At 64.5% G+C, this 21,922-nt stretch carries 21 protein-coding genes; 11 read left to right on the forward strand and 10 right to left on the reverse strand.

What is annotated here, in order from left to right; genetic code table 11:
- Window positions 1–145 precede the first annotated feature (145 nt).
- The 3 genes from KIO74_RS00130 to KIO74_RS00140 all read right to left on the reverse strand — a co-directional run bounded on the left by KIO74_RS00130 (window position 146) and on the right by KIO74_RS00140 (window position 2,999).
- Entirely contained in the window at window positions 146–757 is a 612-nt protein-coding gene (locus KIO74_RS00130) for a 50S ribosomal protein L25/general stress protein Ctc (protein ID WP_213329191.1), read from the reverse strand.
- 395 nt (window positions 758–1,152) lie between these two features.
- Window positions 1,153–2,097, reverse strand: a complete 945-nt coding sequence (locus KIO74_RS00135; protein WP_213329193.1) for a ribose-phosphate pyrophosphokinase — start codon at window positions 2,095–2,097, stop codon at window positions 1,153–1,155.
- A gap of 215 nt (window positions 2,098–2,312) precedes the next feature.
- Window positions 2,313–2,999: a hypothetical protein gene (locus tag KIO74_RS00140; protein ID WP_213329195.1), complete on the reverse strand. Its 687-nt coding sequence runs from the start codon at window positions 2,997–2,999 to the stop codon at window positions 2,313–2,315.
- Window positions 3,000–3,256: 257 nt separating this feature from the next.
- Here KIO74_RS00140 and KIO74_RS00145 point away from each other — a divergent pair, with 257 nt between their 5' ends.
- The 7 genes from KIO74_RS00145 (at window position 3,257) to KIO74_RS00175 (ending at window position 11,312) form a co-directional block, all read left to right on the forward strand.
- Window positions 3,257–5,341, forward strand: coding sequence for a mechanosensitive ion channel family protein (locus KIO74_RS00145; protein ID WP_213329198.1), 2,085 nt, complete (start codon window positions 3,257–3,259; stop codon window positions 5,339–5,341).
- Window positions 5,342–5,347: 6 nt separating this feature from the next.
- Window positions 5,348–5,911, forward strand: coding sequence for a P-loop NTPase family protein (locus KIO74_RS00150; protein WP_213329201.1), 564 nt, complete (start codon window positions 5,348–5,350; stop codon window positions 5,909–5,911).
- A 273-nt stretch (window positions 5,912–6,184) separates the two neighbouring features.
- Entirely contained in the window at window positions 6,185–8,209 is a 2,025-nt protein-coding gene (uvrC, locus tag KIO74_RS00155; protein ID WP_249731103.1) for an excinuclease ABC subunit UvrC, read from the forward strand.
- A gap of 89 nt (window positions 8,210–8,298) precedes the next feature.
- Window positions 8,299–8,877, forward strand: a complete 579-nt coding sequence (gene pgsA, locus KIO74_RS00160; protein WP_213329204.1) for a CDP-diacylglycerol--glycerol-3-phosphate 3-phosphatidyltransferase — start codon at window positions 8,299–8,301, stop codon at window positions 8,875–8,877.
- A 105-nt stretch (window positions 8,878–8,982) separates the two neighbouring features.
- The gene (gene moaD, locus KIO74_RS00165; RefSeq protein WP_213333878.1) at window positions 8,983–9,234 is read left to right on the forward strand and encodes a molybdopterin converting factor subunit 1; all 252 of its coding nucleotides are present in this window, start codon (window positions 8,983–8,985) and stop codon (window positions 9,232–9,234) included.
- Window positions 9,235–9,236: 2 nt separating this feature from the next.
- Window positions 9,237–9,710, forward strand: coding sequence for a molybdenum cofactor biosynthesis protein MoaE (locus KIO74_RS00170; protein ID WP_213329208.1), 474 nt, complete (start codon window positions 9,237–9,239; stop codon window positions 9,708–9,710).
- A gap of 162 nt (window positions 9,711–9,872) precedes the next feature.
- A complete protein-coding gene (locus KIO74_RS00175) occupies window positions 9,873–11,312 on the forward strand; it encodes an MATE family efflux transporter (RefSeq protein ID WP_502762096.1) in 1,440 nt (479 codons plus the stop codon).
- 335 nt (window positions 11,313–11,647) lie between these two features.
- Here KIO74_RS00175 and KIO74_RS00180 read toward each other — a convergent pair whose 3' ends face one another.
- Window positions 11,648–12,538 (reverse strand): branched-chain amino acid aminotransferase, encoded by an 891-nt coding sequence (locus KIO74_RS00180; protein ID WP_213329211.1) that lies wholly within the window; start codon window positions 12,536–12,538, stop codon window positions 11,648–11,650.
- 294 nt (window positions 12,539–12,832) lie between these two features.
- Here KIO74_RS00180 and KIO74_RS00185 point away from each other — a divergent pair, with 294 nt between their 5' ends.
- Genes KIO74_RS00185 through KIO74_RS00195 form a run of 3 tightly spaced genes read left to right on the forward strand, consistent with a single transcriptional unit; the run spans window position 12,833 to window position 15,440 of the window.
- Window positions 12,833–13,339, forward strand: a complete 507-nt coding sequence (locus KIO74_RS00185; RefSeq protein ID WP_291955152.1) for a MarR family winged helix-turn-helix transcriptional regulator — start codon at window positions 12,833–12,835, stop codon at window positions 13,337–13,339.
- A 5-nt stretch (window positions 13,340–13,344) separates the two neighbouring features.
- Window positions 13,345–14,061 carry a response regulator gene (locus KIO74_RS00190; protein WP_213333889.1) on the forward strand — a complete coding sequence of 239 codons (717 nt, stop codon included), beginning with the start codon at window positions 13,345–13,347 and terminating at the stop codon, window positions 14,059–14,061.
- Window positions 14,058–15,440, forward strand: a complete 1,383-nt coding sequence (locus tag KIO74_RS00195) for an ATP-binding protein (protein ID WP_213329215.1) — start codon at window positions 14,058–14,060, stop codon at window positions 15,438–15,440. Before KIO74_RS00190 ends, KIO74_RS00195 begins: the two co-directional genes overlap by 4 nt.
- Before the next feature lie 34 nt (window positions 15,441–15,474).
- On the opposite strand, the gene KIO74_RS00200 is transcribed toward KIO74_RS00195, so the two are convergent.
- The 6 genes from KIO74_RS00200 to KIO74_RS00225 all read right to left on the reverse strand — a co-directional run bounded on the left by KIO74_RS00200 (window position 15,475) and on the right by KIO74_RS00225 (window position 20,744).
- Complete coding sequence (locus KIO74_RS00200; protein WP_213329219.1) at window positions 15,475–16,776, reverse strand: hemolysin family protein; 1,302 nt, start codon at window positions 16,774–16,776, stop codon at window positions 15,475–15,477.
- 62 nt (window positions 16,777–16,838) lie between these two features.
- Window positions 16,839–17,213 carry a tRNA-binding protein gene (locus tag KIO74_RS00205; RefSeq protein ID WP_213329222.1) on the reverse strand — a complete coding sequence of 125 codons (375 nt, stop codon included), beginning with the start codon at window positions 17,211–17,213 and terminating at the stop codon, window positions 16,839–16,841.
- Between the two features lie 539 nt (window positions 17,214–17,752).
- Window positions 17,753–18,544 carry a TetR/AcrR family transcriptional regulator gene (locus tag KIO74_RS00210; protein ID WP_213329224.1) on the reverse strand — a complete coding sequence of 264 codons (792 nt, stop codon included), beginning with the start codon at window positions 18,542–18,544 and terminating at the stop codon, window positions 17,753–17,755.
- Between the two features lie 96 nt (window positions 18,545–18,640).
- The gene (gene proC, locus KIO74_RS00215) at window positions 18,641–19,459 is read right to left on the reverse strand and encodes a pyrroline-5-carboxylate reductase (RefSeq protein ID WP_213329227.1); all 819 of its coding nucleotides are present in this window, start codon (window positions 19,457–19,459) and stop codon (window positions 18,641–18,643) included.
- 130 nt (window positions 19,460–19,589) lie between these two features.
- Window positions 19,590–20,090 (reverse strand): type III secretion system chaperone family protein, encoded by a 501-nt coding sequence (locus tag KIO74_RS00220; RefSeq protein WP_213323304.1) that lies wholly within the window; start codon window positions 20,088–20,090, stop codon window positions 19,590–19,592.
- Between the two features lie 381 nt (window positions 20,091–20,471).
- A complete protein-coding gene (locus KIO74_RS00225) occupies window positions 20,472–20,744 on the reverse strand; it encodes an accessory factor UbiK family protein (RefSeq protein ID WP_213329230.1) in 273 nt (90 codons plus the stop codon).
- 241 nt (window positions 20,745–20,985) lie between these two features.
- Here KIO74_RS00225 and lgt point away from each other — a divergent pair, with 241 nt between their 5' ends.
- The gene (gene lgt / locus KIO74_RS00230; protein ID WP_213329233.1) at window positions 20,986–21,894 is read left to right on the forward strand and encodes a prolipoprotein diacylglyceryl transferase; all 909 of its coding nucleotides are present in this window, start codon (window positions 20,986–20,988) and stop codon (window positions 21,892–21,894) included.
- The last annotated feature ends 28 nt before the right edge of the window (window positions 21,895–21,922 follow it).

Raw genomic sequence — 21,922 nt, forward strand, 5'->3', positions numbered from 1 at the left:
CGGATCGAAACAGACAAAAGGCCTCGTCATCGGCGAGGCCAGCGATAGCGCGGCGGCCATTGGGCGAACAGGCGTCAACGACACCCCGTGGTGGTCAACGTCCGGGACTGATTTCAGCCCCGGACGTAAAGGCTTGCTTAGAGGCTCACTCGGCGGTCGGCTCGGCCGCGGCGTCGGCGGCAACTTCGAGCTTCGCCGGAGCGGCGATCGTCGCCACGGTGAAGTCCTTCTCGTTCGTAGCGGCCTTGGCACCAGCCGGCAGCTTGACGTCTTCCAGATGGATCGAGGTGCCGATCTCAAGGCCGGTGACGTCGATCTCGACCGCATCGGGAATGGCATCGGCCGGGACGATCAGTTCGATCGTGTGGTGAACGACGTTGAGCACGCCACCAGCCTTGAGACCGGGCGAAGCTTCCTGGTTCACGAAGTGAACGGGCACTTCCACGCTGATGGTCGCGTCTTTGGCGACGCGCAGGAAATCGACGTGGAGGGGCGTGTCCTTGACCGGATCAAGCTGGTAGTCGCGCGGGATGACGCGGGTCTTGTCGCCGCCGACTTCGATTTCGAAGAGCGTGGTCAGGAAGTGGCCGGCGAAGATCAGCCGCTTCGTCTCGTTGTAGTCGAGAGCGATGGAAACGGCGGGCTGTCCGGAGCCGTAGATCACGGCGGGAACCTGGCCTTCACGACGAACTGCACGGGCGGCCCCCTTGCCGACCCGTTCGCGCGCCACGGCCTTGATCTGCTTCACAGAGGTCATGGTTTAGTCCTTGTTTCGACCGGATGAAATGCAAAGAACCGCGCAGGATGCGCGGTTGCCTTGAACGTCGTCCGGCGGGTGCCGATGGCACCCATTGGTTTTTCAACGCCGAAGTCTATACGCCCGTGCCTCCAAGGGTGTCTGGCGGGCGCGCGCGGCTTATACCGCCGATCGCGCCGGAACACAAATCCCGAGGCACCGGCGACCGGATCAATCGCTGTTCAGAGGCCGCGCTCCGTTATCGCTTCCCTGTCATCCCCGGCGGCCGGCGCAGCCGGGCGGGAAGGGATCCATGAATCATGACACCCGATCTATGGATCCCCTCCCGTCGCTGCGCGACGCCGGGGATGACACGGGGGGACAGACCGGAGGCCTTCTTCGGGGGTGCGCGCCGCTCAGTCGAACAGGCTGGAGACACTCGATTCCGTGGCGGTGCGGCCGATGGCCTCGCCGAGCAGCGGGGCGATGGTGATGGTGCGAATGTTGCGCGCCACCTTCACAGCCTCCGTCGGCAGGATGGAATCGGTGATGACCATTTCCTTCAGTTGCGAAGAGGCGATACGTGCCACCGCGCCACCGGAGAGAACCCCGTGCGTGCAGTAGGCATAAACGTCGCGGGCGCCATGAGCGAGCAACGCTTCGGCGGCGTTGCAGAGCGTGCCGCCGGAATCGACGATGTCATCCACCAGGATGCAGGTGCGCCCCTCGACATTACCGATGATGTTCATGACTTCGGATTCGCCCGGCCGTTCGCGGCGCTTGTCGACGATGGCGAGCGGGGCATCAATGCGCTTGGCCAGCGCGCGGGCGCGCACGACGCCGCCGACGTCCGGCGAGATGACCATGAGATTGCCGAGTTCGAGCCGTTCCTTGATGTCGCGCACCATGACCGGCGCGGCAAAGAGGTTGTCGGTCGGAATGTCGAAGAAGCCCTGGATCTGGCCAGCGTGCAGGTCGACAGTCAGGATGCGGTCTGCGCCGGCATGGGTGATCATGTTGGCGACGAGCTTGGCCGAAATCGGCGTGCGGCCAGCCGCGCGGCGATCCTGCCGGGCGTAGCCGAAATAGGGCAGCACCGCCGTTATGCGGCGTGCGGAGGAGCGACGCAACGCATCGATGATGATGAGCAGTTCCATGAGATGGTCGTTCGCGGGGAACGACGTCGGCTGCACGACGAAAACATCCTCGCCGCGTACATTCTCCAGAATCTCGACGAAGATCTCCATGTCCGCGAAGCGCTTGACTTGGCAAGCGCCAAGCGGGAGCTCCAGGTAGGAGGAGATGGCCTCCGCCAATGGGCGATTGGCATTGCCCGCGACAAGTTTGATCGAGGCTTTCATGCGGCCGAACTTCCGTATGTGAGGATGGCGCGATGCGGAATGGCTGTCATGCCGAATGTCACGCTGCCGACATAATCCATTCTCGCGGGCTCATAACAGCCGAAGCTCTGGCGAACAATACCGGGCGCCCGTCAAAATTGACCAAAATGCCGCTCTTGATGCCGGAGGCGGGACAATTCTGCCACGGCTGGCGCGTCCCCCTGTGCGGACATGCCTTATTCGGAGAAGCCGAGCGCCGCCGTTCCCGCCACGCCCTGTCCCGCTGCGGCGGCTTGCCCCACGTCCTGCGCGGCTGAAGTCTGAATACCGTCGCCCGCTGACGCGACCACGGTGCCGGCGCTGCCGGGTGTTGGAGCCGGAGACGTTTCCACCGCCGGGGTTCGGGAGACGAACGTCTGGCCGCCCGAACGGGCATCCGTCGCGAGGAAACCCGCCACTTCGCTCATGCTGGTCGAGGCGACCTTGTCGATGACGGTCTGGTCGACGGATTTCCATGCATCATTCGTTCTTGCACCGCTCGCGTTGCCCGCCGATCCGGGAACCGCGAAGCTCGTTCCCTCGATCCGCTTGGCGCGGCGCTTGTCGCCGTCGAAGACGTCCCAGACGAAAGCAAGTTCCGTCGAGCCGTCCTGGCGATCATAGGCGGTGAGATAGCCCTTGAGCCGGTAACGCGCGTCTGTGCCGGAAACGAGCTCGACCTTGCGGGCGGCAGCGGCCGAGGCAAGCGCGGTCGACAGCTCGGATTTGACGGGATCGGGCGCCCCCTCGATGCTTTCGAGGGCGACTGGCATGCCAGGCGGGGCGTTCATCGCGGTGGGGCTGGTCTGACAGGCGCCGAGCGCGAGTGTCACGGCCGTGATGCCACAGGGAATCAGCAGCGAGGTCAATGCCTTTTGGGTCATACGTTTCCGCCGCTCCGTTCCGCTCATTGTCGCTTAACAGACTCTTAACGTTTACGCCGCCCTCACGGCAACGTCCAGCGCAGTCGACAAGGTTGGTTACCATCCGGCGCATGAAGATGCGGGGAGGCGATAGAAACGCTTGCGTGCAAACAACTTACGCGCAACTTAGAGCAACGGTCCGCGCCTGCTGGCTTCTTTCTCGAGCGGAAGCTCGGCGGGACGTGGCACGGAACAGCTTGCGTCACGAGGGATGGGCGATGAGTCGGGGGTTCAACATCAGGCCGTGGCGGCACGCCATGTCGGTGCTGGCGGTTTTTGTGGCGGGCATGGTCATCGCTCTATCCGTCGCGGGCGCCGCGACCCCCGCGGGTGAAGCGCCGGCCGATGCAGCGACGGGCAACCTGCTTCGCAACGAGCTGGACAGCGGCTTCACGCGGGCATGGGCGAAGGTTGATGTCATCAGCGGCCATCTGGCGACCGTGCTGGCGGCTCTGCCGCAGGCGCCGCGCGGCTTGGCGGAAGGCACGGCCGCGCTCTTCGCAACGGCTACGACTCCACTGCTCACTCTCGGCAAGGCGCTCGCTGTCGTTGTCGTCGTCATCGTTCTGCCTGCCCTCATCAGCGGCCTCGTCATGCGCCGGATGCGGCACATCGACTTTGCAGGGCCGAGTGCCGGCGCAATCTTGCGCCACGGCCTTCTCGACATAGTTGCCCTGGGGCTCACTGTTGCCGTGGTGGGCGTTTTCGGACGCCACCTGCTGCAGGGGCCAGAATTGTTCGACACCTTTGCCATCGGGCTCGGCCTCGCCGCCGTGCAGTGGCGCATCTGGATGTTGCCGTTCCTCATCCTTCTGCGGCCGGCCGACCCGGCGCAAAGGCTCGCCGCGGCGGACGATCATCGCGCCCGGACGGCGTATCGCAGTGCGGGGTTCTGCTTCGCGGCCGGTTTCGTCGCCGCGAAATATCTGCCTCTCATGGTGGACGTGGGCATGCCCATCGTCGCAGCGCAGGCTGCCGGCATGGTGGTCGGCGTCTTGATCATGATTGGCGCCCTGGCGGCGCTGCAACGTTTTTTCGCTCAAACGAGGGGATGGCGCAAGACGTTCGGCAATGTGACGAAGGCCATGGTCGTTATTGGCTGGGCGCTGTGGGCCATCGGCCTCAGCATGCTGAAGTTCCAAGCCTACAACATCGTGTTCTGGGCGATGGAAGTGGCCATATTCACGTTCATCGTCGAGCGCCTTCTTTCACGCGCCATCGAGCAGCGTGCCGCGAATGGCGAACCGGGACACGACAAAAATCATTTCTCTCTGCTGCACGTGATGCGGCGCACGGTGGTGCCTGTCGCGGCCGCCGTCGTGCTCGTCATGCTGGCGCGTTCGTGGCTGGTGGACGTGCTCGGCGTCTTCAGCTGGGAAGAGTGGCTGCGCTTCGACCATGCCTTGATCATGGTGGTCAGCGTGCTCATCGTCGGCCACATCGCCTACGAACTGCTGGGCTATTGGTCCTCGACGAAGCTGTCCGCCCCCTCTGTGGCTGTGCCCGCGGATGGCGGCCATGAGGATCTTCTCCCGGGGGCCGGCCAGCCCACCTCACGGCTGTCGAGCATCATGCCGGTCGTGCGGGGCTTCTTCGGCGTCCTGGTGATCGCGACGGCCTTGCTGCTTGGCCTGTCGCATCTCGGCGTCAATATCTCGCCGCTGCTGGCGGGCGCCGGTATCTTTGGCCTCGCCTTTTCCTTCGGCTCGCAGACCCTCGTGAAGGATATCGTATCCGGTGTCTTCTTCGTGGCGGACGACGCGTTCCGGGTCGGGGAATATATCCAGGCCGGCAGCCACAAGGGCACGGTTGAGAAGCTTTCGCTGCGCTCCGTCAGGGTGCGCCATCAGAACGGCCAGTTCCATACGATTCCCTACGGACAGCTTGGCGCGGTGACGAATTTCAGCCGCGACTACGCGACGATCAAGTTCAACCTGCGCCTCGCGCGTGACTCCGACATGGAAAAGGCGCGCAAGCTTGCCAAGAAGGTCGGGGCGGAACTGGCGGAGATGCCGGAGTATGCCGACCAGTTCATCGCGCCGTTCAAGATGCAGGGTGTCACGGATATCGAGCCCAACGCGCTCCTGTGCCGTTTCAAATTCACCGTCAAGCCCGGCAAGCAGACCATGATCCAGCGCGAGGCGATCAAGCGCATCCACAGAGCGTTCCACGACAACGGTATCGAGTTCGCCTCCAATGCGGTCGTCGTGCAGGGGCAGGGCGGCACCATGCAGGAACAGGCGCTGGAGGCCGCCGGCGCGGCATCGACCACGCTGACGCCGGCGCCCGCACCTGGCGCGTGAACATGGATGCGGAATGATGCCCATCCGCTCCACCGCATGATCATTCTCGGCAGCGCCGGGAGCGGCAAGTCGACGCTCGCCCGGGAGATCGGCGAGCGTCTCGGCCTGCCGGTGATCCATCTCGACGCGCTGTTCTGGGAACCGGGCTGGAAGCAGCCAGACGATAAGGCGTTTCGGACGCGGGTCGCGGCTGCCATCGCGGGCGACGCCTGGGTATCCGAGGGCAACTATTCCCGCCAGACCTTTGATCTTCGCGTGCCGCGCGCCGACCAGGTGATCTGGCTGGAAACGCCCCGGCTCCTCTGCCTGTGGCGCGTTCTGGTGCGCGCTCTGCGGGGCGGGCGCCGGCCGGACCTGCCCGTGGGTTGCGAGGAAAGGGTGGATTGGAGCTACGTCGCGTTGCTGCGCTACGTGTGGAACTTCGACAGGGACACTCGTCCCCGTATCGAGGCCAACCTGAAAGCAACGGGGCCGTCAGTTCCCATCATGCGCCTTCATGGCAGGGCGGAGATCGCGGCCTATCTCGCGACGTTGCCTGTGACGGGGCGCGAAGCCGAGCCAAGCCTGTGACGCGAAAGCGTCACCCGCAATCAGCGCGCAGGAAATGCATTGAGATGTGGTGTTGATCGCCGCAGTCCCCTTGACCTCGGGCGCCGCCGGGGTCACGTCATGCGCATGGTGACGGGACGCGACAACGAGCCGAACGGGGAAGACGAGGCACAGGTCGTGCTGGGCGCGCTGACAACGGGTGAGGGCGTTGGCGGCGACGACACCAGTGACGTTACGTCGAACATCGATCTCGACTTCGCCGAGAAGGCGCCTGCCTCGCTGCGCGCCGGTGCGATGGTCATTCGCGATTTCTGGCAGACGGCTCCCAACAGCCCCGGCGTCTATCGCATGATCGATGCGGACGGCGACGTGCTTTATGTCGGCAAGGCCCGGCATATCAAGAAGCGTATCGCCTCCTACATCAAGGGCATCGGGCATGGCGGCAACCGCACCGCGCGCATGATCGCCGAGACGGCGGCGATGGAATTCGTCGTCACCCAGACCGAAACCGAGGCCTTGCTGCTAGAGGCTAATCTCATCAAGCAGCTGCGCCCGCGCTACAATGTTCTGCTGCGGGACGACAAGTCCTTTCCCTATATCCTCCTGACGGGCGACCACCCCGCGCCGCAGCTCGTCAAGCATCGTGGCGCACGCAACCGCAAGGGGGACTACTACGGCCCTTTCGCCAGCGCAGGCGCCGTGACCCGCACCGTCAATGCGCTGCAGCGCGCCTTCCTGCTGCGTACCTGCACCGACAGCTACTACGAGAACCGAAGCCGCCCCTGCCTCTTGTTTCAGATCAAGCGCTGTTCGGCGCCATGCACCGGGGAGATCGACCTGGACGATTACGCAGGGCTCGTCGCGGAGGCGCGGGCCTTCCTCTCCGGGCGTTCGAACGTCGTGAAGAAGGCTCTCGCGGACGAAATGCAGCACGCCGCCGAGGAACTGGAATTCGAGCGGGCCGCGCGTTACCGCGATCGTCTCGCCGCGCTGTCGGCGGTGCAGGCGACGCAGGATGTGAACCCGCAGTCGGTGGAGGAGGCCGATGTATTCGCCATTGACCTCCAGGCCGGACAGTTCTGCGTGCAGGTGTTCTTTTTTCGGAATTACCAGAACTGGGGCAACCGCGCCTATTTCCCCAGGGCCGATGCCGGACTGGCGCCCGATGAGGTTCTGTCATCCTTCATCGCCCAGTTCTACGATGACAAGCCCTGCCCACGGCTTGTGCTGATCTCCCACGATCTGCCCGAGCAGGATCTCCTGGCGGAGGCGCTTTCCACCCAGCGGGGCAGCCGCGTCGAGGTGGCCACCCCACGTCGCGGCGAGAAGCGCGATCTCGTGGAGCACGCACTCAAGAATGCCAAGGAGGCTCTGGCCCGGCGGCTGGCCGACAGCGCCTCCCAGGAAAAACTTCTGGCGGGGCTCGCCGAGGCCTTCGGCCTCGCCGCGCCGCCGCGTCGGATCGAGGTTTACGACAACTCGCATATCATGGGGACCAATGCGGTCGGCGCCATGATCGTCGCCGGTCGCCAGGGGTTCATGAAGACGCATTATCGCACCTTCAACATCCGGTCCGAGGATCTGACGCCCGGGGATGATTTCGGGATGATGCGTGAAGTCCTGAGCCGGCGATTTGCCCGTCTCCTCAAGGAGGCGCCGCGCGATGGCGGTGATCTGCCGTCGATACGCGAAACTGCGCCTCGGGACATGGCATCCACCCTCGCCGACGGGGCAGGGGAGGATGCTGCCTTTACAGCTGTCTCGCGACAGGCTGCTCCCCTCCCGCAGGGCGGCGAGGGGGCGCTGGAGGCCGTGCCCGATACGGAGCCGGAAGACGACCTGCCGGATGATGACAGCTTCCCCGCCTGGCCAGACCTCGTCCTGATCGACGGTGGACGTGGGCAGCTGGAGGCGGCCCGGGCCGCGCTTGCCGACATCGGCATCGCGGACGTGCCGCTCGTCGGCGTCGCCAAAGGCGTGGATCGCGATGCGGGGCGCGAAACCTTCGTCACGCCCGGGCGAACGCCTTTCAAGCTCGCGCCGCGTGACCCCGCGCTCTATTTCATCCAGCGCCTGCGGGATGAAGCGCACCGCTTCGCGATCGGCACCCATCGGGCGAAGCGCAAACGCGCTTTCACCAAGAACCCGCTGGACGAAATTACCGGCATCGGCCCATCACGCAAGCGGGCTCTGCTCCTGCATTTCGGCACGGCCAAGGCTGTGTCGCGCGCTTCGCTGGAAGATCTACAAAGGGCGCCGGGTATCAATGCAGCGACCGCACGAACTATTTATGAGTTCTTTCATGAGAATCAGGGCTGAATAGAATGGTCGATGGAATCTCACCCAAACCATTGACCGCAGCGGATGCTCATGGTTCTTCCGGGAGCAGTGATTTGCCCGGCCTTTCAATGCGACGCGCACGTACATTCAGCCTGCCCAACATCCTGACCTACGGCCGGATACTCGCTGTTCCGGCTCTGGTGATCTGTCTCTTCTGGCCGCACGACGTGGTCCTGCGCTGGGGGGCGTTCTTCATCTTCGTCGCGGCGGCTATCACCGATTACTTCGACGGCTATCTGGCGCGTGCCTGGTCCCAGCAATCGGCCATCGGGCGGATGCTCGACCCCATCGCCGATAAGCTGCTGGTCGCGGCGAGCCTGTTGATGCTTGTGGCGGACGGTACGATCCGCAGCTGGTCTCTATGGGCTGCGATCATCATTCTCTGCCGCGAGATCCTCGTGTCAGGCCTCAGGGAGTTCCTGGCGGAACTCCAGGTCAGCGTACCGGTGACCAAGGTCGCCAAATGGAAGACCACCCTGCAGCTTCTCGCTGTCGGTTTTCTCGTGGCGGGGCCGGCCGGCGATCGCGTGATGGCCGGCACGACACAGATTGGCCTTGTGCTGCTCTGGGTCGCCGCGCTGCTGACGCTCTACACGGGCTTCGATTATTTCCGCGCCGGGTTGCGGCATCTGATCGACCAGGAGTAGGGCCCGACCAACAGCGGGGGCTTGTTCCAGCCCGCTACAAGCCCCACTACATAACCCATAGTCATTGGCCGATGCGGCCTTGTCAGGACATGACCGATGGCCGAGGTGAAGCTGATTTATTTCGCATGGCTGCGCGAGCGTATCGGGCACGGCGAGGAGACGGCCGTTCTGGCGCCCGAGATCAAGACGATCGCGGATCTGCTGTCATGGCTGCGCGCGCGGGGCGAGGGCTACGCGCTTGCCTTCGCGCAGCCGGACATCGTGCGCGCCGCCATCGACCGCCGCCACTGTCGCCACGACGCACCGCTGGCCGGTGCTCGCGAGATCGCTTTCTTTCCTCCCATGACAGGCGGCTGATCATGACTGCAGCCAGGCCTTCCGTCATTGTGCAGGTCCAGCGGGAGCCATTCGATCCCGCCGCCATCGCCGTCCGGCTGACGGCTGGGCGGACGGATATCGGCGCGGTTGTCACGTTCACCGGCCTCTGCCGTGATGAGAACGGCGCGCTGGCCGTTTTGGAGCTGGAGCACTATCCCGGCATGGCCGAGGAAGAGCTCGGCCGGCTTGCGGCGGAAGCTGCCGGTCGCTGGCCGCTCATCGGCCTCGCTGTCGTGCATCGCTTTGGCCCGATCCGCCCTGGCGAAATGATTGTGGCGGTCGTAACCGCTTCCGTTCACCGTCAGGCCGCCTTCGAGGCGGCGTCCTTCCTGATGGATTATCTCAAGACGTCCGCCCCTTTCTGGAAGAAAGAGCACCGCATCGATGGTGTCGAGACCTGGGTTGGGGCGCGCACCAGCGACGATCAGGCTGCTGACCGCTGGCGGCAGGAATGAGGCGACCTCCGAGCATGGCCGGCGCGGGTCATACCGCGGGCGCGCAAGGGCTTGCCCGGATGTTGTGCTGCATAATTAATCAAAGTGCGTTGTCGCACCCATCAGAATAACTCATAGATGCACAATATGGCGGCATCTGCCAATGTCGCGTACAACGGCGGCATGAGCACGACCTTGCCGACGAGGACCGCCATGTGGAACGCATGGCGCGCTGAAGCGCGCGCCATGGCGGCGCTTGGCTGGCCGTTGATCCTCACCAATGTTGCCCAGACGGCCATGACCACGACCGACGTGATCATGATGGGCCGTATCGGGCCGCAAGCGCTCGCGGCGGGCGCTCTCGCCGCCAATCTCTATTTCGCGCTCCTCATCTTCTGCATCGGTCTCGTGACGGCCACGGCGCCGATGGTGGCGAGCGAGCTCGGCCGCCACCGCCATTCGGTTAGGGATGTCCGGCGCACGGTGCGGCAGGGATTTTGGTCCGCGGCCATCATATCGGTGCCCGCCTGGGCGATACTCTGGTACGGCGAGGCGATCCTGCTCACTTTCGGGCAGGAGAAGGAACTTGCCGCCGCGGCGGGCGGCTATCTCAGGACGTTGCAGTGGAGCATCCTGCCGTTCCTGCTTTATCTCGTCCTGCGTTCCTTCGTTGCAGCGCTGGAGCGGCCCTTATGGCCGCTTGCCATCGGCCTCTTTGCGATCCTCTTCAATGCCCTGGCCAATTGGTGCCTGATGTTCGGCAAGCTCGGCTTCCCCGCGCTTGGTCTGCCGGGATCGGGCATCGCCACGTCCCTTTCGAGCGCCTTGCTCTTCGCCGGTCTCGCGGTCGTCATCGCGACCGATCGCCGGTTCCGGCGCTATCGGCTCTTCGGACACTGGTGGCGAGCCGACTGGCCGCGGCTCGTCGCCTTCTGGAGGCTCGGCCTGCCTATCGCCGCGACGATCACGCTGGAAGTGACCATCTTCAACGCGGCCGCCTTCCTGATGGGCCTGCTCAGTTCATCGGAACTGGCCGCTCACGCCATCGCCATGCAGATCGCCTCGCTCGCCTTCATGGTACCGCTTGGCGTTGGGCAGGCGGCGACCGTGCGCGTCGGGCGCGGTTTTGGTGCCCGCGACCCGGAGGCGATCCGGCGCGCTGGCTGGATGGCCTTTGTCATCTGCATGAGTTTCATGGCGGTGACGGCGTCGATCATGATCCTGCTGCCGCAACTACTGATCAGCGCCTTTCTCGACACGGCGGACCCGGCCAATGCCCAGGTCATTGGTTTCGCCGTGCTGTTCCTCGCCTTCGCGGCATTGTTCCAGGCGGCGGACGGCGGGCAGGCCGTGCTGATCGGCATGCTGCGCGGCCTGCATGACACGCGTGTGCCGATGCTGATCGCCGCGACCGGCTACTGGATCATCGGCCTGCCGCTCGGGGCGGTCCTCGCCTTCCCGTTGGGCTGGCGCGGCGCGGGCATCTGGACCGGCCTCGCGACGGGGCTCGGGATCGTCGCGCTCCTCCTGATGTGGCGCTGGCTCCGCCGCGACCGCATCGGCCTCGTTCCCCGAGGCGGCAAGCCGCAAGCGCCCTTGGAGCTCGCCTCCGCGCATCCGTGAGGCGCGCGCCCCCACCAAATCCCCTCATCCTGTCCTTCTCCCCGCCGGGGAGAAGGGACGCTGGCGATCAGCGAAATGGGAGCATGGCCAAGCCCTGATAGCTCTGGCTTTCGTCAAAATGTCGATCTTTATCGACTATGCGAGATCGGCGGCAGTCCCCCTCTCCCCGGCGGGGAGAGGGTTGGGGTGAGGGGACAGACTATGCCGGGGCGGGCGCTAATCGGTCACGCGATTGCGACCATCGCCTATCCCTGGAAGGCTGCCAGGCGTCAAACAAACAGGGCCGATCCTTGCGGACCGGCCCAATGTCTCTCGCATAAAAGCAGCTGTCCCTATCAGGCAGCGGCTTTGGCCTTCGGCTGCACCTCGCGGGTGTAGTCATCGGCAAGCGCCTGCGTGATGGCGGCTGGCGTGAACTTGTAGTCGCCGATCTCGCCGACAGGTGTTACTTCCGCGGCGGTGCCGCAGATGAAGCACTCGCTGAAGCTGGCCAGTTCCTCTGGCAGGATGGTGCGCTCGTTGATGGCGATGCCGCGGCGCTTGGCGAGCTCGATCACCGTGCGGCGGGTGATGCCATCGAGGAAGCAGTCAGGCGTCGGGGTGTGCAGCGCGCCGTCCTTCACGAAGAAAATGTTGGCGCCCGTGCATTCAGCCACATGGCCGCGCCAGTCCAGCATCAGCGCGTCGGCGTAGCCTTTGCGCTCGGCGCGATGCTTGGAGATGGTGCAGATCATGTAGAGCCCCGAAGCTTTCGCCTTCGAGGGGATCGTCGCCGGATCAGGGCGGCGGAACTCGGCCATGTCGAGGCGGATGCCCTTGAGGCGGGCTTCCGGATCGAAATAGCTCGGCCATTCCCAGCTCGCGATGGCGAGGTGGATCTTGTTGTGCTGGGCCGAGACGCCCATCATCTCGGATCCGCGCCAGGCAACCGGACGGACGTAGGCGTCGGCCTTGCCGTTGGTCTTGACGACCAGCGCCTTGGCGGCGTCGATCTCTTCCGCCGTGAAGGGAATTTCGAAGTCGAGCAGCTTGGCGGACTCGATGAGACGCTCGGAATGCTGCCGGCTTTTGAAGATCTCGCCGCCGTAGGCCCGCTCACCCTCGAATACGCAGGACGCATAGTGCAGGCCATGCGACAGCACATGCAAGGTGGCGTCCTTCCAGGGAATCAAGGCGCCATCGTACCAGATGGAACCTTCTCGCTGATCGAAGGGGGTGGCAGACATTTGAAAAATCTCCTTGGCAAGTCCCCGCGAGCTTACGATGTGCTTATGATTGGGACTTAAACATAGCGTGCATCGACCCGTTAGGGTTCTTTCGTTTCGCGGATGACGCTTGACGAGTAACAATCTGCCTGAGATATGTCAATAAGGCTGACATAAAAATAGGAGTGCCGGGTGACGCACTTGCGTACGCGAACCGCGGCTCGACGGTCTGCCGAGGCAGACGTAGAACATGGTGAAGAGGAAGCCCGGGCATTGTCTCCGGTCAAGGCAAGGGATCCACAGGCGCCCACGAGCATCGGGGTGCCAGCCGATGCGGCGGCCGCCCACGAGCGCGCGCCTCCCGACTATGAGATCATCGAGCTCTTCTTCTTTGCCTATCGCGACTTTGTGAGCGACCCCGACCGTATGCTCAACTCCTACGGGTTCGGACGGGCTCACCACCGCATCCTGCATTTCGTCGGGCGTCAGTCGGGCCTTAATGTCGCCGAGCTTCTCGATATATTGCGGATCACCAAGCAGAGCCTCAACCGGGTCCTCAAGGAACTGATCCGCGACGGCTTCGTGGAGCAGCGCGCCGGTGTGACGGACCGTCGCCAACGGCTGTTGTATCTGACGGAGAAAGGTCAGGCGCTCTCGCTGGCCATGTCGGCCGTGCAGCAGGAACGGATTGCCCGTGCCCTTTCAAAATGCGACGCTGGCTCACGTGCGGCGGTGCTCGATTTTCTGTTCGCCATGATCGATCCGGATGACAGCGCCCATGTCGCGCGTTTGGTTTGGAAGGAAACAGGGCGGCCATCGTGACCCGTATGGATCTCGCGCAGGTGGAATTGGTGGATGACGCGCCGCATCTGCTCGTTGTCGATGATGACCGGCGTTTGCGGCAGCTTCTGGCGCGCTTCCTGAACCAGAACGGGTACCGCGTGACGGCGGCGGCTTCGGCGGCCGAGGCCGAAGGCATGCTGGGTCACATGATCTTCGACCTCCTGATCCTCGACGTCATGATGCCTGGCGAGAGCGGTTTTGACTTCGCGCGGCGGCTCCGAGACGGCTCCGACGTACCCATCATCATGCTCACGGCGCGGGCTGAGTCGGCGGACAGGGTCGAGGGCCTCGAGATCGGCGCTGACGACTATCTGTCGAAGCCGTTCGAGCCGCGCGAGCTGCTCTTGCGCATCGGCAATGTGCTGCGGCGGCTGTCCAACGAAGCCGCCGAGGCCGGACCGCAGCGAGAGGCTGTGCGCTTCGGCGATTTCCTGTTCCGGCTCGATCGCGGCGAACTCAGATGCAATGGCGAGATCGTCCGCATCACCGACAGGGAGCGCGATATCCTGACCATTCTCGCCAATCGCGCGGGGGAGCACGTGCCGCGGGAGGATCTGGCCGGCCATGGTGGCGCCGCGAGTGAACGCACGGTCGATGTCCAGATGAACAGGCTGCGGCGGAAGGTTGAGCGTGATCCAGCCAATCCCGCCTATCTCCAGACCGTGCGTGGGATCGGCTACAGGCTGCTTGTCGACGGATGACCAACTGGTTGAGCCAAGGTGGGCTGACCAAGGCGATCAATAGCCCGAGCGCTTTGTTCGACCGTTTCGCGCGGCGTGTCGGCAGTCTTCTGCCCAAAGGTCTCTATGCGCGCACGCTCATCATTATTATCGCGCCCTTCATCATCCTGCAGTCGGTCGTCGCCTATGTGTTCATGGAGCGGCACTGGCAGTTGGTGACGCGGCGCCTGTCATCGGCCGTGACCAGCGATATCGCGGCTATCATCGACGTCTATGAGAGCTACCCGCAGGATGCCGACGCGACGACGCTGAGCAACATCGCCAGCGACAGGCTCGGCCTCGACATCGATTTCCTCCCCGGCACGGACCTGCCGCCGCCGGGCCCCAAACCATTCTTCTCGATCCTCGACGGTGTCCTCTCCGATGAGATCCGCCGGCAGATCGGGCGGCCGTTCTGGATCGATACCGTCGGGCGTTCCAACCTCATCGAGATCCGCATCAAGCTCGACAAGCAGATCATGCGGGTCATCGCGCGGCGCAGTCTCGCCTATGCGTCCAATTCCCATATCTTCCTGATGTGGATGCTCGGCACCTCCATGGTGCTGCTGCTGATCGCCATCCTGTTCCTGCGCAACCAGATCAAGCCGATCCTGCGCCTCGCCAATGCCGCCGAGAGCTTCGGCAAGGGCCGCGATGTCACATTCATGCCGCGCGGCGCGCGCGAAATCCGTCGCGCGGGCCAGGCCTTCATCGAAATGCGCCGACGCATCGAGCGCACGATGGAGCAACGCACGACCATGCTGAATGGCGTGAGCCATGACCTGCGCACCATCCTCACGCGGTTCAAGCTGTCGCTGACCTTCATCGAAGACAGCGCGGAACTCGACGCGTTGCGGGCGGATGTTGACGAAATGGCCCGCATGCTGGAGGCCTATCTCGCGTTCGCCCGGGGCGACACCGGCGAGCAAGCCGTTCCGACCGACATCGTGGAAACGCTGCAGGCGATCCGCAGTGACCTCGAGCGCCAGGGCGAGGAGGTGACGGTCGATGTGGCCGGCCCGCTCGTCGTGACCGTGCGGCCGGACGCGTTCCGGCGACTCATGGTCAATCTCATCACCAACGCGCTTCGCCACAGCGTGGTGGTGGAAGTGCGGGCCGTGGTGGAGGGACGCTGGCTCGTGCTGACGGTCGATGACGACGGCCCTGGCGTGCCGGTGGATCAGCGCGAGGAAGTGTTCAAGCCGTTCGTCCGGCTGGACGAGGCGCGCAACCTGGACGAGGGCGGCACCGGGCTCGGCCTCGCGATCGTCCGCGACATCGCCCGCTCCCATGGCGGCGAGGTGACGCTCGCCGACAGCCCGCTCGGCGGTCTTCGGGCCTTGGTCAAGCTGCCGGTTTGATCGGCACGGCAGTCCCGTATCAGACGGACGAGTGCTAGCCCCGACGGTGGGTGAGGGGGGCGCGTGCTACCAGCACCTTGTCGATGCGGGGGCCGTCGAGATCGACGATCTCGAAGCGCCAGCCCTGCCATTCAAAAGCCTCGCCCACTTGAGGCAGGCTTTTCAGCACCGAGAGCACGAAGCCCGCGACGGTGTGGTAGTCCCGGTCCGGATCAAGCTGCAGATTGAGCAGGTCGGCCAGCTCGTCGGCAGGCAGCGAGCCGCCGATCAGGAACGAGCCGTCGCCACGCTCGACTATCCCCGGCTCCTCATCCTCGTTCTCGCCCTGGTGGAAGGTCCCGGCGATACCCGACAGCAGATCGGCGGGCGTCACGATGCCCTCGAAGTTGCCGTACTCGTCATGCACCAGCGCCATGGGGACCTGTGACGTGCGCAGGCGTTCCAGCGCGGCGAGGGCGCCGAAGGTATCGATGACGACGGGTGCTTCACGCACGAGCTCGCGGACCTTCAGCGGTTCGCCCGACAAGAGTACGTTGAGCATGTCCTTGGCCTGGACGACGCCGACGGGAATGCCTTCCTCGTCCATGGCGGGCAGGCGCGAGCGGCGACTGTCGAACACGGTGCGGCGGATGGTTTCCTCATCATCGGCAAGGTCCACCCAGTCCACGTCGGGCCGAGGCGTCATGATGGCGGCGATCGACCGGTCGGCGAGGCGCATGACGCCGGCGATCATGCGCCGTTCCTCGGGATCGAGCACACCAGCGGTCTCCGCCTCCGCGACGAGCGTCTTGATTTCTTCGTCGGTGACGTTGGAGGCGCGTTCCCCCCGTGCGCCCAGAAGGCGCAGGATGGTATCCTGCGAGATATAGAGGACGTAGACCAGCGGCGCGCATAACCGCGAGAGCAACACCATCGTCGGCGCGATGGTCGAGGCCATGGCTTCGGGATTGCGCAGCGCCAGTTGCTTGGGCACCAGCTCGCCGATGATGAGCGAGAGATAGGTGATTGCCCCGACGACGAGGCCGAAGGCGAGCGGGTCGGCGAAGCGGGGCGAAACGCCCCCATCCTCGAGCACCACCGTCAGGCGGGTCGCGAGGGTCGCGCCGGAAAAGGCGCCCGCGAGCACACCGATGAGGCTGATGCCGATCTGGACAGTGGATAGAAAACGGCCGGGGTCGGAGGCGAGCTTGAGCGCCGCGCTGGCCCCCTTGCGGCCCGAAGCCGCAAGCGCTTTCAGTCGCGGGATCCGCGACGAAACGACGGCGAGCTCAGACATCGCCAAAACGCCGTTCAACACAATGAGAACGGCGACAACCAAAAGTTCAAATGTCACCATGGCTCGACGGTCATAGCACGGGGGTAAGCCTGGCGAACAGCAGGCGGCTGCTTAATATTTCATCAGTAGAGACGCCCGCCATCCGGCACGGCACGGTCGGGGCTGATGAGTATGACTTCGCCGTCGGCATCGGGGACGCCGAGCGTCAGCACCTCGGACATCATGGGGCCGATCTGACGGGGCGGAAAATTGACGACAGCCAGGACCTGGCGGCCGACAAGCGCCTCGGGCTGATAATTCCTGGTGATCTGCGCCGACGATTTCTTGCGCCCGATGTCGCCGCCGAAATCGATGAGGAGCTTGAGGGCTGGCCGGCGCGCTTCGGGGAAGGGCGCGGCTTCGACGATGGTTCCGACGCGCACGTCAAGTTTCTGGAAGTCGTCGTAGCTGACCGTGGTGGGATTTGAAGACGTCGATAGCTTTGAGGATGATGTCATTGGTGCAACTTGAAACGGCGAATCGCGCATCCGCCATTTGATCCTCGCGCATTGCACCACGCTCGTCGAGCCGTGCCTTCCATTTCCTGCGCTCATCTGGCCGAGCCATGATGCGGCGTTCTCAACACGTTAGGGTCACGCTTGTCCGACAAGAGCGATATCACGCGCAAGAGCCTCCAAGAACCTCCATGAACCTCCATGTCATCCCCGGCGGCCGGTGAAACCGGCCGGGAAGGGGATCTCTGCACCCTGACGCTTGCCCTTTGGACCCCCTTTCCGTCGCTTTGCGACGCCGGGGATGTCACGAGGGGGTACCCGCGCAGATCTCCTCCCTTCCGGGGAGGGTGGCCTCGCGTCGGCGAGGCCGGGTGGGGCTTCGGAAGGAGCTACGGCGCAGAAGGTCCTGCTCCACCCCCAGCATGCGCTGCCGTCTTCTGGTCGGGTCAGCGCCAGGTGGACCCCACCCCAGCGCCTGCGGCGCCACCCTCCCCGGAGGGGAGGGATCGGCGCGACACGTTCTTCCGGCTCAATGGCGATCCCTAAAGCGCGGGCACGTAGTCCTCTCCGTCGCGCGGGCCGAGATCCTCATCCTCGCGGCGGTGCCGGTGCCCATGACGCCGGCGGGCGCAGAGGGCCCGGCCGAACGCGCGCAGGGGCGCCGTCAGGCGGTGCACGTCCTGGGCATAGAGCAGCACGCGCTCACCCTTGCGCAGCTCCCGGTCGAGACGGGCGAGGGTGCGGGCGAGATCGGGTTCGTTGTCCTCGATCCACGTCTCGAAGGCCCGCGCGAAGACGGCGACGGCGCCCTGGATCTTGAGGGTGCCAAGCGTGCCCTCGGTCGGGATGCCGGCCGCCGCGAGCATGAAGCGCTGGGAGTTGGCCGCCAGTTTGTTCAAGGCGGCGATCGCCAGAGGCTCGTGCCGCAGGCTGCGGGCGATGTTCCGCAACGCGGCCTTGTAGGGCGTGAGCGCATCGAAGCGTCGCATCATGATGTCGAGCAGGCGCTCACGCGCGGGTTCATCCGCGAGGTCGTCGGTCGTGCCGTCCAGCACGATCCGGTCGATCCGCTTGGTGAAGCCGGCCAGAATGGCGCCCTTCGACGGATATGTATCGCGCAGATCCGCCAAGCTTATTCCGGCTTCCCGGGCGATGTCGACGAGGCTGATGGCGCGCCACTGATGATCGGCGGCCAGCCGCATCAGCGCATCGATGACGGCATCCCGCCGATCGGATGGAGAACCGCTCGCGGCCGATGCCGCAGCCGATGCCGTGGCGCGAGCCTCTGACGCCGCGTCGCCATGATGCGTGGAGGAAACAGGCTTCTTGGCCATCGGGGGATCTCCTCAAAAAGTAAGCCGCTCTGGTCAACATAATGACCTAAGCGGTCCAAAGTGAGGACCCCAATGACAAAAAAGATGGCGATAGCTTCAGCCGGACAATTCCGCCGCGCGCCGTTTGGCGGCTCCTGCGGTGCGCGTGATGAGCGGCTGCAGCCCGTCCGCGGCCATCAGCACGTCCAGGGCGGCGGCCGTGGTGCCTCCCTTGGACGTGACATTCTCGCGCAAGGTGCCGGCCGGCAGGTCCGACTGATGGAGGAGCTCTCCGGAGCCACTGACGGTCGCACGGGCGAGCCGCACCGCGACATCCGCCGGCAGCCCGAGCTGGCGGCCCGCTTCGGCGAGGCATTCGGCGAGATGGAAGACATAGGCCGGCCCCGACCCCGAGATCGCGGTGACGGCATCGATCAGCGCCTCGTCGTCCAGCCACTCGACCGAGCCGACGCCCGACAGGAGCGCCTGGGCGAGGTCCCGCTGGGCAGCTGTCAGGCCCGCGCTGCCGACGGCTGCGGTCACGCCCCGGCCGATCGCGGCCGGCAGGTTCGGCATGGCGCGCACCACGGCCAGGGCCGCCGGTAAGCGCTCCCGAATATTGGCGATCGTCTTGCCGGCGAGAATCGACAAGACAACCGTGCCGTCGCCGATAAGCCGGTTGAGCGCGGGGGCTGCCTCGTCGAGCATCTGCGGCTTCACCGCAAGCACGAGCACGGCTTGTGGCGCGAGGCTCTCCAGCGCGGGATTGAGCGCGAGGCCCCTGGCCGCGAGGGCCTGCATGTCTGGCGAGGGATGCGGGTCGATGACCGTGATACGCGCAAGCGGCAGGCCGATCTTCAACCAGCCGTCGAGCATGGCGCCGCCCATCTTGCCGGCGCCGACGAGGAGAAGGGAGGCGGGAAGTGCGACTGTCATGACAAGGCCCGATCGTCTCAAGCAAACCAGAAGGGAACGCGGCCGCCCAATGGAACGGTCACGCCGCTGTTGTGGTTCGCTTGGACAGTCGCGTCAAGGCAAGGAGACCCGCGTTTGAGAATGGGCGCGCTCAGGCCTCGCCTTCCGTTTCGAACAGCACGTTGTCAAGCGCCTCCTTGGCGCTCTTTCCCGCCCACATGACGAACTGGAATGCTTGGTAGTAGCGCTCGCAGGCGTCCGTCGCCGTGCGCAGCAGCATCTCGCACTGGCCGTGGTTGGGCTCCGCGCCGCCGGCAAGCAGCAGCGAATGGCGGAACATGACGACGTTCTCGCGGCTCCAGAGGTCGAAATGCCCGACCCAGAGCTGCTCGTTGATGAGCGCCACGAGCTTCAGCACCTCGGTCTGCAGCCGGTCCGGCACCTTGAGATCGAAGGCGCAGCCGATATGCACGGCTTCCATGTCCTCGATCCAGGTGAAGGCGATGTGATAGTCGGTCCAGCCGCCGGCCACCGAAACCGACATCTCGTCGTCCTCGGCGCGGTCGAATGTCCAATCGTGGTCCGACGCAAGCCTTTCGACAACGTCGAGTGGGTGTTCAGAGCGACTAATTTCAAACTCGACGTGCGTCATGCCGAACCCTCGGCTTGTGCTGCGCTATCAGGATGCGTGCCTGCACCGGATATGCAGGCCACATCGGGAAAACATGAACACGGGCGACGCAACCATGACTGGATAGACCGAATAGAGACTCGGTTTATCCACCGGGGCGTACTCATCGATATGATCCCTTTCGATAAGAAGGGGCCACGAATGAGCGAATCACTTGTCTGATTGACTATATCCCGCACGAGTCCCACCGCAAGAAAGACAAACGAACGCTCCGGGATTCGTTGCCTTCGCACAACAGTTCCTTTGGCGCCGTCCACAAGTCTTGGTAAAACATTGCTCAAGACATGATTGGGTTTGAGGCGGCGCCCCACCGGTGCAAATGTGGCCGCGGGTTTGGCCGCCTCAGGTCTTTGCCGGGTCGGCTGCGTCGGAAAGCCGCGTCTCCAGCGCGGCGATGCGCGCTTCCAGCTTTTCGTTTTCTTCGCGGGCGATCAACGCCATCTGGCGAACAGCCTCGAACTCCTCGCGGCTTACCACGTCCATGTTGCGTAATAGCCTCTCGATCTGTGCCCGCATGATCGCCTCAGCTTCACGGCGCGCGCCGTCGGCCACACCGGCGGCGTCTGTGAACAAACGGGCGACATCATCGAAGAAGCGGCCGGTCGTCTGTGTCATGATAAAAACCTCATTCGATGCCATGGATGCGAGATGCCATGGAAGTGATGGGCTTAAGTGCGGCTCCATTGTGTCCCTGGTGGAACTGTCGCCCACGTTGTCGGCCCTGTCTGCTTTCAACCTCTCGATAACACGGCTTGACCGGGCGGTCTCGTCATTGAAAGTGTCGCCACGTTCTGCGAACGATGTGCCGGCATCAGATCCGGTTCACCAGCCGCTCGCACAAGGATCAGTCGGCTCCATGACCTTTGCCATCAATTTTCCCGTCATTGATCCTGTGATCTTCGCGATCGGCCCTTTCGCGATCCGCTGGTATGCCCTCGCCTATGTGGTTGGCCTCATCGGTGGCTGGCTTCTCATGCGGCGGCTGGTCGATATCTCTTCGCTCTGGGGCGCGATCCGCCGTCCGAGCCGCAACGACCTTGACGATCTCCTGGTCTATGTGGCGCTGGGCGTCGTTGTCGGTGGCCGGCTGGGCTACGTGCTGTTCTACAATTTTTCCTACTATATCCATGCGCCCGCCGAGATCTTCGCGGTGTGGCGTGGCGGCATGTCCTTCCACGGCGGCCTGTTTGGCGCCATCGCGGCGATCATCCTGTTCGGCCGTGCGCGCAAGCTGCCCGTGATGCCGTTGTTCGATCTCGCCGGCACGGTGGCCCCCATCGGCCTGTTCTTCGGGCGCATCGCCAATTTCATCAATGACGAATTGTGGGGACGGCCGGCGCCTGATCTGCCATGGGCCGTCATTTTCCCGACCGGCGGCCCGGTTCCCCGCCACCCTAGCCAGCTGTACGAGGCCTTCGCCGAAGGCATTCTGCTGTTCATTCTCGTCATATGCGTGGTTCGCATCGCCGGCTATCGTCGGCCCGGGCTGGTCGCCGGCGTATTCGGCGCGGGCTATGCCGTCGCGCGAGCGGCCTGTGAGTTCTTCCGCGAGCCCGATCCGCAGCTCGGGTTCCTGTTCGGCAGCGATGTCACCGCGCTGCAAGGCGGGGTGACGATGGGCATGGTGCTGTCGCTGCCCTTGCTGATTGCCGGCTTGTGGCTGATCCTGCGGGCGCTGCGCCGGCCGCCGGTGCCCGCGGAGCCCGCCTCATTCCCGGCGCCCGCGGCGGCGGATGTCAACCCGGCCAAGGACCAGCCTGTTTGAGCAAGGACCAATCTGTTTGAATATGTCC

This window comes from Chelatococcus sp. HY11 (assembly GCF_018398335.1).
Taxonomy (GTDB): domain Bacteria; phylum Pseudomonadota; class Alphaproteobacteria; order Rhizobiales; family Beijerinckiaceae; genus Chelatococcus.